The sequence below is a fragment of the Alsobacter soli genome (assembly GCF_003004785.1).
GTDB lineage: Bacteria > Pseudomonadota > Alphaproteobacteria > Rhizobiales > Beijerinckiaceae > Alsobacter > Alsobacter soli.
Genome location: NZ_PVZS01000047.1, coordinates 1 through 15001 on the forward strand (window position 1 = coordinate 1; position 15001 = coordinate 15001).

General features: G+C 69.7%; 14 protein-coding genes. 10 read left to right on the plus strand and 4 right to left on the minus strand.

Features of this window, described 5'->3' with window-relative positions:
• Positions 1 to 196: 196 nt before the first annotated feature.
• On the minus strand, positions 197 to 1054 hold the full coding sequence (locus tag SLNSH_RS23210; protein ID WP_106340494.1) for a branched-chain amino acid aminotransferase: 858 nt from the start codon (positions 1052 to 1054) through the stop codon (positions 197 to 199).
• 254 nt (positions 1055 to 1308) lie between these two features.
• Between SLNSH_RS23210 and SLNSH_RS23215 the strand changes: the two genes are divergently transcribed.
• Positions 1309 to 1695, plus strand: a complete 387-nt coding sequence (locus SLNSH_RS23215) for a response regulator (protein ID WP_106340496.1) — start codon at positions 1309 to 1311, stop codon at positions 1693 to 1695.
• A 163-nt stretch (positions 1696 to 1858) separates the two neighbouring features.
• Here SLNSH_RS23215 and SLNSH_RS23220 read toward each other — a convergent pair whose 3' ends face one another.
• A complete protein-coding gene (locus tag SLNSH_RS23220) occupies positions 1859 to 2695 on the minus strand; it encodes a hypothetical protein (protein ID WP_106340498.1) in 837 nt (278 codons plus the stop codon).
• 190 nt (positions 2696 to 2885) lie between these two features.
• A complete protein-coding gene (locus SLNSH_RS23225; RefSeq protein WP_106340500.1) occupies positions 2886 to 4271 on the minus strand; it encodes a dipeptidase in 1386 nt (461 codons plus the stop codon).
• Positions 4272 to 4383: 112 nt separating this feature from the next.
• On the opposite strand from SLNSH_RS23225, the gene SLNSH_RS25060 reads away from it, so the two are divergent.
• Positions 4384 to 4659 carry a GSU2403 family nucleotidyltransferase fold protein gene (locus tag SLNSH_RS25060; RefSeq protein ID WP_158266874.1) on the plus strand — a complete coding sequence of 92 codons (276 nt, stop codon included), beginning with the start codon at positions 4384 to 4386 and terminating at the stop codon, positions 4657 to 4659.
• 513 nt (positions 4660 to 5172) lie between these two features.
• Here the strand turns inward: SLNSH_RS25060 and SLNSH_RS23235 are convergent.
• Positions 5173 to 6729 (minus strand): helicase HerA-like domain-containing protein, encoded by a 1557-nt coding sequence (locus SLNSH_RS23235; protein ID WP_106340502.1) that lies wholly within the window; start codon positions 6727 to 6729, stop codon positions 5173 to 5175.
• 182 nt (positions 6730 to 6911) lie between these two features.
• On the opposite strand from SLNSH_RS23235, the gene SLNSH_RS23240 reads away from it, so the two are divergent.
• From SLNSH_RS23240 to SLNSH_RS23275, 8 genes are all read left to right on the plus strand, one after another.
• Positions 6912 to 7301 (plus strand): DUF937 domain-containing protein, encoded by a 390-nt coding sequence (locus SLNSH_RS23240; RefSeq protein WP_106340504.1) that lies wholly within the window; start codon positions 6912 to 6914, stop codon positions 7299 to 7301.
• A gap of 121 nt (positions 7302 to 7422) precedes the next feature.
• Positions 7423 to 7833 (plus strand): DUF4332 domain-containing protein, encoded by a 411-nt coding sequence (locus SLNSH_RS23245; protein ID WP_106340506.1) that lies wholly within the window; start codon positions 7423 to 7425, stop codon positions 7831 to 7833.
• A gap of 314 nt (positions 7834 to 8147) precedes the next feature.
• Positions 8148 to 10013 (plus strand): methylmalonyl-CoA mutase subunit beta, encoded by a 1866-nt coding sequence (locus tag SLNSH_RS23250; RefSeq protein WP_106340508.1) that lies wholly within the window; start codon positions 8148 to 8150, stop codon positions 10011 to 10013.
• A 73-nt stretch (positions 10014 to 10086) separates the two neighbouring features.
• Positions 10087 to 10443: a hypothetical protein gene (locus SLNSH_RS23255; protein WP_146140365.1), complete on the plus strand. Its 357-nt coding sequence runs from the start codon at positions 10087 to 10089 to the stop codon at positions 10441 to 10443.
• Positions 10444 to 10572: 129 nt separating this feature from the next.
• Positions 10573 to 12729, plus strand: a complete 2157-nt coding sequence (scpA, locus tag SLNSH_RS23260) for a methylmalonyl-CoA mutase (RefSeq protein ID WP_106340512.1) — start codon at positions 10573 to 10575, stop codon at positions 12727 to 12729.
• A gap of 134 nt (positions 12730 to 12863) precedes the next feature.
• Positions 12864 to 13154 (plus strand): hypothetical protein, encoded by a 291-nt coding sequence (locus SLNSH_RS23265; RefSeq protein WP_106340514.1) that lies wholly within the window; start codon positions 12864 to 12866, stop codon positions 13152 to 13154.
• On the plus strand, positions 13151 to 13576 hold the full coding sequence (locus SLNSH_RS23270) for a type II toxin-antitoxin system VapC family toxin (RefSeq protein ID WP_106340516.1): 426 nt from the start codon (positions 13151 to 13153) through the stop codon (positions 13574 to 13576). The genes SLNSH_RS23265 and SLNSH_RS23270 overlap by 4 nt, the downstream gene beginning before the upstream one ends.
• A gap of 43 nt (positions 13577 to 13619) precedes the next feature.
• Positions 13620 to 14405 carry a DUF3750 domain-containing protein gene (locus SLNSH_RS23275; RefSeq protein ID WP_106340518.1) on the plus strand — a complete coding sequence of 262 codons (786 nt, stop codon included), beginning with the start codon at positions 13620 to 13622 and terminating at the stop codon, positions 14403 to 14405.
• Positions 14406 to 15001: the final 596 nt, after the last annotated feature.

A 15001-nucleotide genomic window follows, 5' to 3' on the forward strand; every position in this document is an offset into this window, starting at 1 on the left:
CTGCGCCGCTCCGGCCGGGGATGACGGCGGGAGCGTGGGCGCTTCCACCCTCTCCTCGGGGCGAGGGTCGACGGCCGGAGGCCGGCGGGGCGGCGTCCGCTTGGCGCGTTTCGGCCGACCTTCCTCCGGTGCTGCTTGACGCCCAGCCGTCACCCCATCCCGGCCCTTCCCCTCAAGGGGAGGGTAAAGCGCCGCCCTACCCTGCGTGGGCGAACTCCCAGTAGAGCTCGCGGACCTTGCGGTAGAGCGGGCCGGGCTGGAGGTCGCGGTCGTCGATGCGGGTGATGGGTTGGACCTTGCCGAAGTTGCCCACGGAGAAGATCTCGTCAGCCGCCTGGAAGTCGGCGTAGCGCAGCGTGCCCTCGACGGTCGGAATGCCGGCCTTGCGGGCGAGCTGGAGCACCCGGGAGCGGGTGACGCCCGCCAGGAAGCAGCCGTTGGCCATGGGGGTCATAATGACCCCGTCCTTGGCCATGAACACGTTGGCGGTGGCGAGCTCCGCGACGTTGCCCAGCATGTCGTTGAGCAGGCAGTTGTCGAAGCCCCGCTTGCGGGCCTCCAGCAGGGCGCGGGCGTTGTTGGGATAGAGGCAGCCCGCCTTGGCGTTGACCGGCATGGTCTCCAGCGTGGGCCGGCGGAAGGGCGAGGCCGTGATGGCGGAGCCCCCACCCTGGGGCATGGGCGCTTCGTGGATGCACAGCGCGAAGCGGGTCGACTCGGCGTCGGGGGCGACCATGCTGCCGCTGCCGAACTCGGGCCAGTACATGGGGCGGATGTAGAGCTCGGGCTTCGGCCCGAACTTGGCGACGCCCTCCTGGGTGAGCTCCAGCATCTGGCCGACGGACATGGTGGCCTTCAGGTTCAGGGCCTCCGCCGAGCGGTTCACGCGGGCGAGGTGAAGGTCGAGGTCGGGCGTCACGCCCTCGAAGGCGCGGGCCCCGTCGAACACGGAGGAGCCCAGCCAGAAGGCGTGCGAGCGCGGGCCGAGGATGGGCGGGTTGCCCTCGTGCCAGCTCCCGTCGAACCAGGTCCAGGTTTTCGACCATTCGGCCATGGAGGTCTCCAAGCGTGCGATTCAGGCCCGCATCGAACGCCCCGGGCCCGCGCGCGTCAACGAAGGGCGACCATGATTTTCGGTGATCGATCCAGTCAGCGATCCTGATGGCGCAAAACGCACATGCCTCAAACTTCCGGTTGCATTTTCGTTTCCCGGGTAGCGACGGAAGGCTTCTGTTTACGGAAACATGACAGGGTTTTCCGGCGCGCGGCCTCGCCAGGCCGCCCGCAAAGCGCGCCAGGAGAGAGTGGATGTCGGAACTGAGGACGAAGAAGGTTCTGGTCGTGGACGACCAGAAGAGCATGCGGGGGCTGTTGCGCTTCGCCCTCCTGCAGATGGGCTTCGAGACGATCGACGGCGCCGAGAGCGGCGAGGAGGCGATCAAGAAGCTGACCACCGTCCGGTACGACCTGATCATCACCGACATGCACATGGGCGGCGTCTCGGGCCTGGGCCTGCTGAAGGCGGTGCGCTCCCACCCCGTGCTGCGCGGGACGCCCGTGATCATGGCCACGAGCGAGACGTCCTCCGACACCGTGCGCCAGGCCAAGCAGCTGGGCGTCGACGCCTTCATCCTGAAGCCGGTGGAGCCGGCGGCCCTGCAGTCCCGCGTGAAGACGGTGCTGAAGGCGGCTTAGGGCGTTACGGCCGCACAACATGGAAACGCCGGCTTCGAGGCCGGCGTTTTGCTTTTGAGCGATGATCCCGGCCGTCTTTGCGAGCGGAGCGAAGCAATCCAGAGGATCGGCGCGTCGCTGGATTGCTTCGTCGCTGCGCTCCTCGCAATGACGGAGGCGGTGTTCAGGCGGCCTGGCCCAGGGCGCGGGGCTCGCTCTCGGTCTTGACGTTCAGGCCGTCCAGCTTGAGGGCCAGCCAGCTGTCCTTCTTCATATCGATCACCGGCTGCCCGCCGTTGTCGCGGGTGAAGCAGGAGTACAGCTCCAGGGCGGCGCTGCGCAGGGGGCTCCTGGAGCCGTGCTCGGCGCCCATCACCACGGTCTTGGGGCCGATGCGGCGCAGGTGGTCGATGCTGACCTCCACGCGGTCGCCCGTGGTGATGACGATGTCGAGCGGATGCGCGCCGTTCACCACCAGGCAGTCGGCCTTCATCTCCTCGGCGAGGGTCTTCTCGATGGCGAGCCAGTCCAGGCCGCCGGTGGAGCCCAGGGCCAGCAGGGCGTTGGTCCCCTCCTCCGTCTCGTGGGCGACGTGGAGCGCGAGCGGGCGCCAGATCCCGCCGGCCATCGGCCGCCCGGCCGGGGCGCCGAAGACGCGGACGCTGGTCGCGCCGAAGCCCAGCACGTCGTCGGGCTCGAGGACCTCCACGGGGCGGGAGCCCCGGAAGGCGAGGTAGCTGGCGGGGTACTCGATGTCCTGGCCCACCAGCTCCACGAAGTTCTTCACCGGGAAGAACTCGTCGATGGCGGCGTAGTCGAGCTTGCCTTCGACATCGACCCCGCTGTGGATGAAGTAGTCGATGGCGCCGTCCTCCAGCACCTCGAAGATGCGCTGGACGATCTCCTGCTGCCCCGCCGCCTGCACGTTGGAGCCGAACAGCACCCGCGAGCCGTCCTCGCATTGCACGAGGATGAGACCGCCGCCGCAGGGGTCGATGATGTGGACCTGGGTCGAAGCCATACGCCTACTCGTCACACCCAGCCTCGAACGCAGGCCGGTCCCGGGCACCTTACGGCGGCGGCGTTTTCGGAAGCGTTAAGGCGACCTGCGCGCGGGGGTTGCGGAGGCGTGCGGACTGGCCCCTCGGGCATGGCGGCGTCGCGTGCATCCCCGGGACGAGCCCGGGGATGACGGCGCGAGGGTCGGCGGGCTACTCCGCCAGCCTGGCCAGGATGCGCGCCCAGGAGCGCGCGCCCTTGTGGAAGCTCTTGAGGTCGTACTTCTCGTTGGGCGAGTGGACGCGGTCGTCGTCCAGGCCGAAACCGACCAGGAGGCTGTCGACGCCGAGCGTGCGCTTGAAGTCGCCCACGATCGGGATGGAGCCGCCCGAGCCCAGCGTCACAGGCGCCTTGCCCCACTCCTCCTGCAGGGCCGTGCGGGCGGCGGTGAGCTCGGGCATGTCGTAGGGCAGCTGGATGGCGCGCGAGCCCTTGTGCTTGACGAACTCGACGGAGCAGTCGGCCGGGATGCGCGCCTCGCAGTGGCGCTTGAAGGCGGCGCTGATCTTCTCCGGGTCCTGGTCGCCGACCAGCCGGAACGAGACCTTGGCGGAGGCCTCGGCGGCGATCACCGTCTTGGCGCCCTCGCCGGTGTAGCCGCCGATGACGCCATTGGCGTCGCAGGTGGGGCGGGACTGGACCTGCTCGATCAGCATGCGGCCCTTCTCGCCCGCCGGGATGGAGAGGCCGATGGGGCCGAGGAAGCTTTCCTCCGTGAGGCCGAGGCCCTTCCACTGCTCCAGCACCTGGGTGGGCGTCTCCGGCACGCCGTCGTAGAAGCCATCCAGCGTGACGCGGCCGTCGGCGTCATGCAGGTCGGCGATGATGCGCGCCAAGATGCGGATGGGGTTGGCCGCGCCGCCGCCGAACAGGCCCGAATGGAGATCGCGGTTGGCGCAGCGGACGATGACCTCCTCGTAGACCATCCCGCGCAGCGCGGTGGTGATCATGGGCGTGTCCCCATCCCACATGCCGGTGTCGCAGACGAGCACCACGTCGGACTTCAGTTCATCCTTGTTGGCCTCCACGAACTCGGGCAGGAACTTGGACCCGTCCTCCTCCGCGCCCTCCACCAGCAGGGTGATCCCGACCGGCAGCGAGCCCGTGACCTCCTTCCAGGCGCGGCAGGCCTCCAGGAAGGTCATCACCTGGCCCTTGTCGTCGCAGGCGCCGCGGGCGGTGATCACCTTGCGACCGTCCGGCAGCGTCGTGATGCGCGGCTCGAAGGGCGGCGTCTCCCACAGGTTCAGCGGATCCACCGGCTGCACGTCGTAGTGGCCGTAGAACATGACGTGGCGCTTGCCGGGCTTGGGCGCATGGCCGAGCACCACCGGGTGGCCGCCCGTAGACCGCAGGCCGGCGTCTTCGAAGCCGAGCGCCTTCACGTCATTGGCCAGCCACTCCGCCGCGCGCCGGCAGTCGTCCTTGTAGGCCGAGTCGGTCGAAATCGACGGAATGCGCAGGAATTCGAACAGCCGCTCCAGGGACGCGTCGAGATTGGCGTCAATCTTGGCGAGAACGGCTTCAAGCTGGGACATGGGGATCACACTCGTAGTGGCGGAGAGGCGGCGAGCCTATCAGGGCCGGAGGCGGAGGCAAGGAAGGCCGTACCGCTCCGGGGTTGTGGACAAAAAGGCCATATTTTGGGCGGTGGCGCTGCACGGCGCCGGCGCACTCGTGCGCGTGCCGCAGCCGGCGCGCTACGCCGTGCACAAGCTGCTGATCGCCCAGAAACGCGCCATGGACAGCGCGAAGGCGCAGAAGGACCTGGACCAGGCCCGCGCGCTTTTCGAATGCCTGGCGAGCCAGGACCCGGACCCGCTGCAGGACGCGCTCGATGACGCCAGATCGCGCGGCGCGAAAGGCTGGGCCGAGCCGATCAACAGCTCGCTGAAGGCGATCGGGGCCGAGGATTGGATCGGTTGAGTTAGGGACAAATCAGTGGGTTTTGTCGACAACATGCAGGCGCGCTGGACTTCCACAGGGGCCCGGCACGGCGCGCGCGGCCCTGGATCCCCTTCCCCTCCGCGCCTTCGGCGCTCCGGCCGGGGATGACGGGGAGCAGACTTGACCGCCAATGCCCAATGGCCGGGATGACGCCAGAACAGGTCCGCCGTCATCCCCGGCGGCGCGAAGCGCCGGGAAGGGGAACCAGGGGACTGGGTTAGGGGCTTGGGCCGGCAAGACAGCCCGCAACCCGGCGAGCGCCGCGCGAGGCCCAGGTGCCTCCGGGCAAGGAGCGCGCCGCCCCTGGATCCCCTTCCCCTCCGCGGCTCCGGCGCTCCGGCCGGGGATGACGGCTGGGCTGGCTCCACCGTCATTGCGAGCGGAGCGAAGCAATCCAGGGCGCCGGGCGCGGATGTCGTCTGGATTGCTTCGTCGCTGCGCTCCTCGCAAGGACGGATGAGCGGGCCTCGAGAGGGCGGAGGCAGCGCGCACCTACTTCATCAGGCTTCCCAGCACGCCGCGCAGGATGGCGCGGCCGACCTGGGTGCCGACGGTGCGGGCGGCCGAGGAGGCCATGTTGGTGATGACGCGCTCGGTGATGGTCATGCGGGCGCGGCCGCCGCCAGAGGAGCCGCCGCCGGCGATGCCGCCCAGGATGCCGCCGAGCACGCCGCCGAGCCCCCCCGTGGTCGAGGCCTGCTGGGGCGCCTGGCCGGGCTGGACCTGGCCGGGGGCGCCCTGCCCGGGCGCGGGCTGGGGAGTCTGCAGGCCGCGGCGCCTGGAGAGGATCTCGTAGGCGGACTCGCTGTCCACCGCCGTGTCGTATTTCCCCCGCATGGCGCTTGCCGCGATGACGCCGGCGCGCTCCTCCGGGGTGACCGGGCCGACGCGGCCGGACGGCGGACGGATGAGGGTGCGGGACACCATCTCGGGGATGCCCTTGCCTTCCAGCATCGACACCAGCGCCTCGCCGACGCCGAGCTGGGTGATCGCCTCTTCCGTATTGATCTTCGGGTTCTGGCGGAAGGTGGTGGCCGCCGCCTTCACGGCGCGCTGGTCGCGGGGCGTGAAGGCGCGCAGCGCATGCTGCACGCGGTTGCCGAGCTGGGCCAGCACGGTGTCCGGCACGTCGAGCGGGTTCTGGGTGACGAAGTAGATGCCGACGCCCTTGGAACGGATCAGGCGGACCACCTGCTCCACCGCCTCCAGCAGCGCCTTGGGGGCGTTGTTGAACAGCAGGTGCGCCTCGTCGAAGAAGAAGACGAGCTTGGGCTTGTCGGGATCGCCGACCTCGGGCAGCTGCTCGAACAGTTCCGACAGCATCCACAGCAGGAAGGTGGCGTAGAGCCGCGGGTTGGCCATCAGCTTGTCGGCGGCCAGGATGTTGATCATGCCCCGGCCGGTGCGGTCCGTGCGCATGAAGTCGGTGATCTGCAGGGCCGGCTCGCCGAAGAACTTGTCCGCCCCCTGGTTCTCCAGCACCAGCAGCTGGCGCAGGATGGACCCGACGGTGGCGTCGGCCACGTTGCCGTATTGGGTGGCGACGGGCTTGAGGCCGTCGGCCTTGGTCATCTCGTTGAGAAGGAGCCGCAGGTCCTTCATGTCGATGAGAGGGAGCTGCTGCTCGTCGGCGATGCGGAAGGCGATGTTGAGCACGCCCTCCTGCGTGTCGTTGAGCTCCAGCAGGCGCGCCATCAGCAGCGGGCCCATCTCCAGCACGGTGGCGCGGATGGGGTGGCCCTGCTGGCCGAACAGGTCCCAGAACGTCACCGGGAAATCGTCGGGCTGGTACTGGTAGCCCATCTCCTTCGCGCGCTTCACGAAGGCGTCCTTGGCGTCACCCATCATGGCCACGCCGGAGAGGTCGCCCTTGATGTCGGCGGCGAAGACCGGAACGCCGGCGTTGGACAGGCCCTCCGCGAGCACCTGGAGGGTGACGGTCTTGCCCGTGCCGGTGGCGCCGGTGACGAGGCCGTGGCGATTCGCGAGCCGCAGCAGCAGCTGCTCGGGCTTGTCGCTCTGTCCAATGATGATGCTGTCGTCCGCCATGTGCGCGATCGTCCCCGAGGCGCGGGCCCCTCCCCGCGCGTTGAACTGCTTCGAACTTATACAAGCGCCCGCGATGGCCCGCCACACACGGGTGGCGCGCAATGGTTTACATGTATACTCTTGTATTTCGACAAGTCCGACTCGATGATGCCGGCCAGCGGGGCCGGCCAAAGGGAGCACCCATGGAAGAGCTCATCCAACGCATCAGCGCAGCGACCGGCATGGACGCGGCCACCACGACCAAGGCCGTCGGCATCATCCTGGCCTTCCTGCAGAAGGAGGCGCCGGCGGAGGATGTCTCCCGCATGTTCGAGGCCATGCCGGGCTCGCAGGAGCTCGCGGCGGCGCACGCGGATGACGAGGGCGGCGGCGGGCTCATGGGGGCCATCGGCGGCCTCATGGGCGGCGGCGGGCTTATGGCGCTCGCCGGCAAGCTCTCCGGCGCCGGGCTTTCCATGGACCAGATGCAGACGCTCGGGAAGGAGCTCTTCGCCTATGGCCGCGAGAAGGCCGGCGAGGACGCCATGGGCTCCATCGTGGGCGCGGTGCCGGGCCTCGGCCAGTTCGTTTGAGTTTTCCGCCCGGGCGGTCCCCCCGACGCCCGGGCGCCCTTTCCATCACCAGCGTTTTCTGGGGCGCGGGGCTCGTCAGGCGATCGGCTTCACGCCCTTCATCGAAGAGGGGGAAGCAAGCATGTCGTCCTATCCGATCGACGCCATCGAGGGCATCGGGCCGAAATACGCCGAGAAGCTGAAGGGCGCCGGGGTCGGCGCCACGGGCGTTCTGCTGGAGCGCGCCAAGGATCCCAAGGGCCGCAAGGAGCTTGCGGCGGCCGCCGGCCTCGACGAGGCGCAGATCCTGAAATGGGCCAACATGGCCGACCTCATGCGCATCAAGGGCGTGGGGGAGGAATATTCCGAGCTGCTCGAGGCGGCGGGCGTGGACACCGTGAAGGAACTCAAGCATCGCAACGCCGCCAACCTCGCCAAGGCGATGGCGGACGCGAACCTCAAGAAGAAGCTGGTGCGGCAGCTGCCGGGCGAGGCCACGGTGGAGAAGTGGATCGAAGAGGCGAAGACGCTGCCGGGCGTGCTGACGTACTGAGTCTATCTCCGCCGTTATCCCCGGCGCGCCGCAGGCGCGGGAAGGGGATCCAGGGGGCTGGGCGCAAGCGATCGCCCTGCGCGATGCTGACGCCGCCGGATAAGTCTGGCGCGCGCGGCCCTGGATCCCCTTCCCCTCCGCCGCTGCGCGGCTCCGGCCGGGGATGACGCGCTCTTGACCGAGAGAGAGCGGTGAAGCGGGCTTTTGCTCGACCACGCCCCCGGGCGTGTCGCTTCCGTCAAAGGGAGGGTGGCGCCGGCGGGCTTCGCCGTGGCATGGTCCCGCCGAATTCGGCCTAGCCTCGAGAGCCTCGGATGACGCAACCCTTCGTCTCGTCCTTCCCGATTCCGACCCGCGACCAGTGGCGGACGCTGGTGGAGGGCGTGCTCAAGGGCAAGGACTTCGAGCGCACGCTCGTGAACCGCACCTATGACGGGCTGCGGATCGATCCGCTCTACGCGAAGGCCGAGGGCGCGCAGGCGATCGCGGGTCGGGCCGCCGGCGCCACCTGGAGCGTGCTGCAGCGGGTCGACAACCCGGACGTGAAGGCCGCGCGCGAGCAGGCGCTGGCGGACCTGGAGAACGGCGCGACCGGCCTGCAGCTGGTGTTCGCCGGCTCCCAGGGGGCGCACGGCTTCGGGCTGCCGGACGGCTCAGCCGGGACGCTGGCGGCGGTGCTCGACGGCGTCGTGCTGGACGCCGGGATCCGGATCGAGGTCGACCTCTCGTTCGGCTGCAAGGATGCCGCCGAATCCCTTGCGGCGCTTGTGGAAAAGCGCGGCCATGCGCCGGCGGACGTGGACATCGCGTTCGGCTACGACCCCATGGGGCAGATGCTCACGCTCGGGGGCTCGCCCATGCCGTGGAGCGAGCTGGCGCCGCTGTTCGCCGGGCTCGCGGGCTCGCTGGCGCGGCGCGGATTCAGGGGACCGATCGCATCGGCGGACGCGCGGATCATCCACGCCGCAGGCGGGAGCGAGGCGCAGGAGCTGGCCTATGCGGTCGCGAGCGCGCTGGCCTACCTGCGGGCGCTGGAGGCCGGCGGCCTCGACCTCGACGCCGCCCGGAGCCTGGTCGGCTTCCGGCTGGCGGCGGACGCCGACCAGTTCCTCACCATCGCCAAGTTCCGCGCGCTTCGGCAGCTCTGGGCGCGGGTGGAGCAGGCGAGCGGCCTCCAGCCGAAGCCGATCCGCATCCACGCCGAGACGGCATGGCGCATGATGACGAAGCGCGATCCGTGGGTGAACCTGCTGCGCCAGACGGTGGCGGTGTTCGCGGCGGGCGTGGGCGGGGCGGACAGCGTCAGCGTGCTGCCGTTCACCCAGGCCATCGGACTGCCGGACGCGTTCGCGCGGCGCATCGCCCGCAACACGCAGCTGGTGCTGCTGGAAGAATCCAACCTCGCCAAGGTGGCGGACCCCGCGGCCGGCTCGGGCGGGCTCGAATCGCTGACGGCGGAGCTCTGCGCGGCGGCCTGGGCGCTATTTCAGAACATCGAGAAGCAGGGCGGCGTCGCCCGGGCGATCGAGGCCGGGACGCTGCAGGAGAAGGTGGCCGGCGTGCGGGCCGAGCGCGAGAAGGCGGCGGCGCGCCGCAAGGACCCGCTGACCGGCACGAGCGAGTTCCCGGACATCCACGAGAAGCCCGTGGCGGTGCTGGCGCCGGCGCCGGCGGCTTCGGGCGCCCTGCCCTTCTCGGGCGTGCCGGCGCTCGCGCCCTGGCGGCCGGCCGAGCCGTTCGAGGCGCTGCGCGATGCGGCCGACGCGATGCGGGCCAAGGGCGGCAGGCCGTCCGTGTTCCTCGCCAATCTGGGGCCGATCTCCGCCTTCACGGCGCGGGCGACCTTCGCCAAGAACCTGTTCGAGGCCGGCGGAATCGCGGCGGTGGCGAACGACGGCTTCGCGGGGCCGGACGGCGCGACGGACATCGCGGCGCTCACGGCGGCCTACCGGGCGAGCGGGGCGATGCTGGCGTGCCTGTGCTCCTCCGACGAGGTCTATGGCCGGGAAGCCGCGGAGGCGGCGAAGGCGCTCGCGGCCGCGGGCGCCAGGCGCGTCACCCTGGCCGGCAAGCCGGGCGAGCTCGAGGCGGCGTTGAAGGAGGCGGGCGTGTCCGGCTTCGTGTTCGCCGGCATGGACGTGCTCGCGGCGCTGCGCGAGGCCCAGGCGGCGCTGGGCTGAGGTCGCTCCGGCCGCGCGGCGGCGGGAACCCAACCTCGGCCATGACCGTCTTCTCCCTCTCATGGAGGCGACGATGATCCGGCAAGCGGCGGTGGTTTTGGCGGCGGTGGGGAGCGTGATGGCGGCGGGGATGGCGCAGGCGGCGTCGTTCGACGGCAACTGGTCCGTGCTGCTGACCACGAGCAAGGGCAATTGCGACAAGGCGTACCGTTTCCCGGTCCTCGTTTCGGGCGGCCGGATCAGCTACGCGGGACAGTCCGGCGCGACGGCGCAGGGCGGCGTCAACCCGAGCGGACAGGTCTCGGCGCGGTTCGCCCGCGGGGGCGACACGCTGGCGGCGAGCGGGCGCGTGAAGGGCGATTTCGGCATGGGCACGTGGCAATCGCCCACGCGCGAGTGCGCCGGCTCGTGGACGGCGGAGAAGCGGTAGGCGCCTCTCCGACTTATTGCCGTCCCCCTCGCGTTCGACGCGCCGGGCCGGGGCATGCTAATTTGCGGCGCGCCCGGTTGGGGCGCCGATGCCGTCTGTCCGCCTGGCGAGCGCGAGGACTCTGTTTCCATGACCCGCATTCCGGATTTCTCCACCCTCCCGTTTGAGCCCGTGTCGCCCGCGCCGTCCGGCGGCGGCGACGCCTGGGTGACGCCGGAGGGGATCCCGGTGAAGCCGGTCTACACGGAGGCGGAGCGGGCCGGGCTCGCGGCGGCGGACACGCTGCCGGGCCTGCCGCCCTATCTGCGCGGGCCCTACCCTACCATGTACGTCAACCAGCCCTGGACGGTGCGGCAGTACGCCGGCTTCTCCACGGCGGAGGACTCCAACGCCTTCTACCGCCGCAACCTGGCGGCCGGGCAGAAGGGCCTTTCGGTCGCCTTCGACCTCGCCACCCACCGCGGCTACGACTCGGACCATCCGCGGGTGGCCGGCGACGTCGGCATGGCGGGCGTGGCGATCGATTCCATCTACGACATGCGCACGCTCTTCTCCGGGATTCCGCTCGACCAGATGAGCGTGTCCATGACCATGAACGGCGCGGTGCTGCCGGTGCTGGCGCTCTACATCGTCGCGGCGGAAGAGCAGGGCGTCAGCCCGGAGAAGCTCAGCGGGACCATCCAGAACGACATCCTCAAGGAGTTCATGGTCCGCAACACGTATATCTACCCGCCCGCGCCCTCGATGCGGATCATCTCGGACATCTTCGCCTTCACGTCGCAGAAGATGCCGAAGTTCAACTCCATCTCGATCTCCGGCTACCACATGCAAGAGGCCGGGGCGACGCAGGACCTGGAACTCGCCTACACGCTGGCGGACGGCGTGGAATACATCCGCGCCGGCGTGGCCGCCGGGCTCACGGTGGACCAGTTCGCGCCGCGCCTGTCGTTCTTCTGGGCGATCGGCATGAACTTCTTCATGGAGGTGGCCAAGCTGCGCGCCGCGCGCCTGCTGTGGGCGGACCTCGTGAAGCAGTTCAACCCCCGGAGCGACAAGTCCCTGCCGCTGCGCACCCACTCGCAGACTTCGGGCTGGTCGCTCACCGCGCAGGACGTGTTCAACAACGTCATCCGCACCCAGATCGAGGCCATGGCGGCGACCCAGGGCCACACCCAGTCGCTGCACACCAACGCGCTGGACGAGGCGCTGGCGCTGCCCACCGACTTCTCGGCGCGCATCGCGCGCAACACGCAGCTTTTCCTCCAGCAGGAGAGCGGCACGACGCGCATCATCGACCCGTGGGGCGGATCGTTCTACGTCGAGCGGCTCACGGCCGAGCTGGCGCAGAAGGCCTGGGAGCACATCCAGGAGGTCGAGCAGCTGGGCGGCATGGCCAAGGCCATCGAGGCCGGCATCCCGAAGCTGCGCATCGAGGAGGCCGCCGCCAAGACGCAGGCGCGCATCGACAGCGGCCACCAGTCGGTGATCGGCGTGAACAAGCATCGGCCCACGGACGAGAAGCCCATCGACGTGCTAAAGGTCGAGAACGCGGCCGTGCGGGCGCAGCAGCTCGACAAGCTGGCGCGGCTCAGGGCCGAGCGCGACCCCAAGGCCGTGGAGGCGGCGCTCACCGCGCTGACCAACGGCGCCCAGGGCGGCGGCAACTTGCTGGCGCTCGCCGTGGACGCCGCCCGGGCCAAGGCGACCGTCGGCGAGATTTCGCTGGCGCTCGAGAAGGTGTTCGGGCGCCACCGGGCGGAAATCCGGTCGATCTCGGGCGTTTACAAGCGGGAGGTCGGCGCGATGTCGGATGCGGTGTCCCGGGTTCAGGCGATGGTCGAGGCCTTCGAGGAGGCGGACGGCCGGCGACCGCGCATCCTCGTCGCCAAGATGGGCCAGGACGGGCACGACCGCGGGCAGAAGGTGATCGCATCCGCCTTCGCGGACCTGGGCTTCGACGTGGACATCGGCCCGCTCTTCGCCACGCCGGCGGAAGCCGCCCGGCAGGCCGTGGAGAACGACGTCCATATCGTGGGCGTCTCGTCCCTGGCGGCGGGCCACCTCACCCTGGTCCCGGAACTCAAGGCGGCCTTGGCCGAGCAGGGGCGACCGGACATCATGATCGTGGTGGGCGGCGTGATCCCGCCACAGGACTTCGACGCCCTGCTGAAGGCGGGCGCCTCGGCGATCTTCCCGCCCGGCACCGTGATCGCCGACGCAGCGGTGAGCCTCCTGCACGAGTTGAACCGGCGCCTGGGCTACGAGCCGCGCCAGGCGGCCGAGTAACGCCAAACCGAAAGGGCCGGTTTCTCCGGCCCTTTTTCTTAGGTTGCATCGCTTTTTTCTGCCATCTCTGGTTGTGCAACCGAGTAATCGCCGATGTCACGACGCGTTAATCTATATCCTTCATCATCAAGTCCATGAGTGCGATCACGATTACGGGTCTTTCCAGGGATATTCTTGTCGCTCTGGCCCGCGGCGCCGCGGAGCATGGCGACACGATCGAAGACGAGGCGCGCCGGGTGCTGCAGCGCCTGTTCGGCGATACACGCGGCCAAGCCCAGCAAAGCTGGGCGCGCCGACAGATGGACCTGCATCGCTGGAGCAAGATGCCGTCCGTGCGAACGTCGCCTATCGAGCTCCTGAGGGTCCAGCGGCTCGATCGGGACGCCATGATCAGCGAGCGGGCCACCCTGGTCCTTGCTTCATGAAACCGACCAGCCTCATCGACGCCAGCGTGGCGCTCACCTGGTTCACCGCGTCCGAGGATACGGCCGCCGGGCTGGCGCTGCTAGAGGCCCACCGGGTGCGGGCGCCGGATATCCTGCCATCCGAAATCCGCGGCGTCCTGAGAACCCTCGCCGCGCAGGGCGAACTCTCGGCGCAGCAGCTCGCCGACATGGAGCGGCGTCTGAGCCGCCTCGCCATCGAGATGCTTCCAACGGACGCGCACCTGCGGGAGGCTTTCAAGCTGGCCCAGGTCCTGAGCGAACCCGTCTACGCCTGTATCTATCTGGCGCTCGCCATAGCGCTCGACGTGCCGTTGGTCACCGCGGACCGGCGCTTCTGCATGGCCGCCCGACGCTGCCCCGCGACAGCGCGCCACGTCAGGCACATCGGCCAGGCCGCCTGATCCGTCTTGGTTCCGCCATTGTGGAACACCACGTGTTCCGCTCATGCCCGGGATCAAGCGCGTGCTTCTTACGTTCTGCGTTCTGTTTCTTCTTCCCCTCGGACTCCATGCCGCCTGGTGGGCCACCCAGGATCGGCCGCGCGACTGGTCGACCGCCAGTTGGTCGAGCGCCGGCCTGCTGCTCCCGGCCAAGCAGACGCCGGACGCCATGCTGCGGGTCTACGCCGCGCGTGTCGGATGGTGGCGCGGCATCTTCGCCCACCACACCTGGATCGTGGTCAAGGACCGCGACGCGCCCCGCTATACCCGCTACGACGTCGTGGGCTGGGGCGCCCCCGTGCGGACAGACAACTGGGCGCCGGACGGCCGCTGGTTCGGCCAGGTTCCGCAGCAGATCGCCAGCATCGAGGGGCCCGCAGCCGAGGCGCTGATCCCGAAGGTGCGCGAGGCCGTGCGGCAGTACCCCTTCGCCAAGGCGGGCGGCTATCGGGCCTGGCCGGGGCCGAACTCCAACACCTTCGTGAACTTCGTCCTGGCCGCCATCCCGGAAGCCGGCATCGCGCTCCCGCCGACGGCGCTGGGCAAGGACTACCGGGCGGACGGCTCGGTGTTCGGCCTGACGCCCAGCCGGACGGGCGTGCAGTTCGGGCTCGGCGGGCTCATCGGGGTGACGGCGGGCTGGATCGAGGGCGTCGAGGTGAACGTGCTCGGCCTTGTGGCCGGCGTGGACCTGCGCCGCCCGGCGTTGAAGCTGCCCGGCTTCGGGCGCGTGGGATGGCGCTTTCAGCCGGTGATCGGGACCGCGGAGGCGGCGCCGGGCAAGGGGTGAGGCCCCAGGCTGCCCGGAAGGCGACCCGCTTTCCGTCAATGCGAGGAGCAACGACGAAGCAATCCAGGAGGCGGCCGATCTCGCCTCTTTTCGACTCATGGTCAGGCCCAGAGCGTCTTCCTCGCCGTCATCCCCGGGCTTGTCCCGGGGATCCACGCCCTGCCCGACCCCGTGGATGGCCGGGTCGAGCCCGGTCATGACGGGTTTCTATCCAGTGTTTGTGCGGAGCGCAGCGACGAAGCAATTCAGGGCCTGGGCCGGTGTCTGGATTGCTTCGCTGCGCTCGCAATGACGGGGAGAGGCTCAGCGGATCGCGGTGGAGGGCGCCGGGACTCCTCCCGGCGCGGCCAGGTGCGGAGATGCGGTCGCAGGGACATCCGCCGGCAGGGCGCCCAGCCCCACTCGTACGCTGGCCGCCTCATAGGCCCAGAGCGTCTTCCTCGCCGTCATCCCCGGGCTTGTCCCGGGGATCCACGCCCTGCCCGACCCCGTGGATGGCCGGGTCGAGCCCGGTCATGACGGGTTTCTATCCAGTGTTTGTGCGGAGCGCAGCGACGAAGCAATTCAGGGCCTGGGCCGGTGTCTGGATTGCTTCG

What these genes read in the sequence shown, in the direction of transcription:
- SLNSH_RS23210 (WP_106340494.1), bottom strand. Translation starts at nt 1,054, where the DNA reads ATGGCCGAATGGTCGAAAACCTGGACCTGGTTCGACGGGAGCTGGCAC.
- SLNSH_RS23215 (WP_106340496.1), top strand. Translation starts at nt 1,309, where the DNA reads ATGTCGGAACTGAGGACGAAGAAGGTTCTGGTCGTGGACGACCAGAAG.
- SLNSH_RS23220 (WP_106340498.1), bottom strand. Translation starts at nt 2,695, where the DNA reads ATGGCTTCGACCCAGGTCCACATCATCGACCCCTGCGGCGGCGGTCTC.
- SLNSH_RS23225 (WP_106340500.1), bottom strand. Translation starts at nt 4,271, where the DNA reads ATGTCCCAGCTTGAAGCCGTTCTCGCCAAGATTGACGCCAATCTCGAC.
- SLNSH_RS23235 (WP_106340502.1), bottom strand. Translation starts at nt 6,729, where the DNA reads ATGGCGGACGACAGCATCATCATTGGACAGAGCGACAAGCCCGAGCAG.
- SLNSH_RS23240 (WP_106340504.1), top strand. Translation starts at nt 6,912, where the DNA reads ATGGAAGAGCTCATCCAACGCATCAGCGCAGCGACCGGCATGGACGCG.
- SLNSH_RS23245 (WP_106340506.1), top strand. Translation starts at nt 7,423, where the DNA reads ATGTCGTCCTATCCGATCGACGCCATCGAGGGCATCGGGCCGAAATAC.
- SLNSH_RS23250 (WP_106340508.1), top strand. Translation starts at nt 8,148, where the DNA reads ATGACGCAACCCTTCGTCTCGTCCTTCCCGATTCCGACCCGCGACCAG.
- SLNSH_RS23255 (WP_146140365.1), top strand. Translation starts at nt 10,087, where the DNA reads ATGATCCGGCAAGCGGCGGTGGTTTTGGCGGCGGTGGGGAGCGTGATG.
- scpA (WP_106340512.1), top strand. Translation starts at nt 10,573, where the DNA reads ATGACCCGCATTCCGGATTTCTCCACCCTCCCGTTTGAGCCCGTGTCG.
- SLNSH_RS23265 (WP_106340514.1), top strand. Translation starts at nt 12,864, where the DNA reads ATGAGTGCGATCACGATTACGGGTCTTTCCAGGGATATTCTTGTCGCT.
- SLNSH_RS23270 (WP_106340516.1), top strand. Translation starts at nt 13,151, where the DNA reads ATGAAACCGACCAGCCTCATCGACGCCAGCGTGGCGCTCACCTGGTTC.
- SLNSH_RS23275 (WP_106340518.1), top strand. Translation starts at nt 13,620, where the DNA reads ATGCCCGGGATCAAGCGCGTGCTTCTTACGTTCTGCGTTCTGTTTCTT.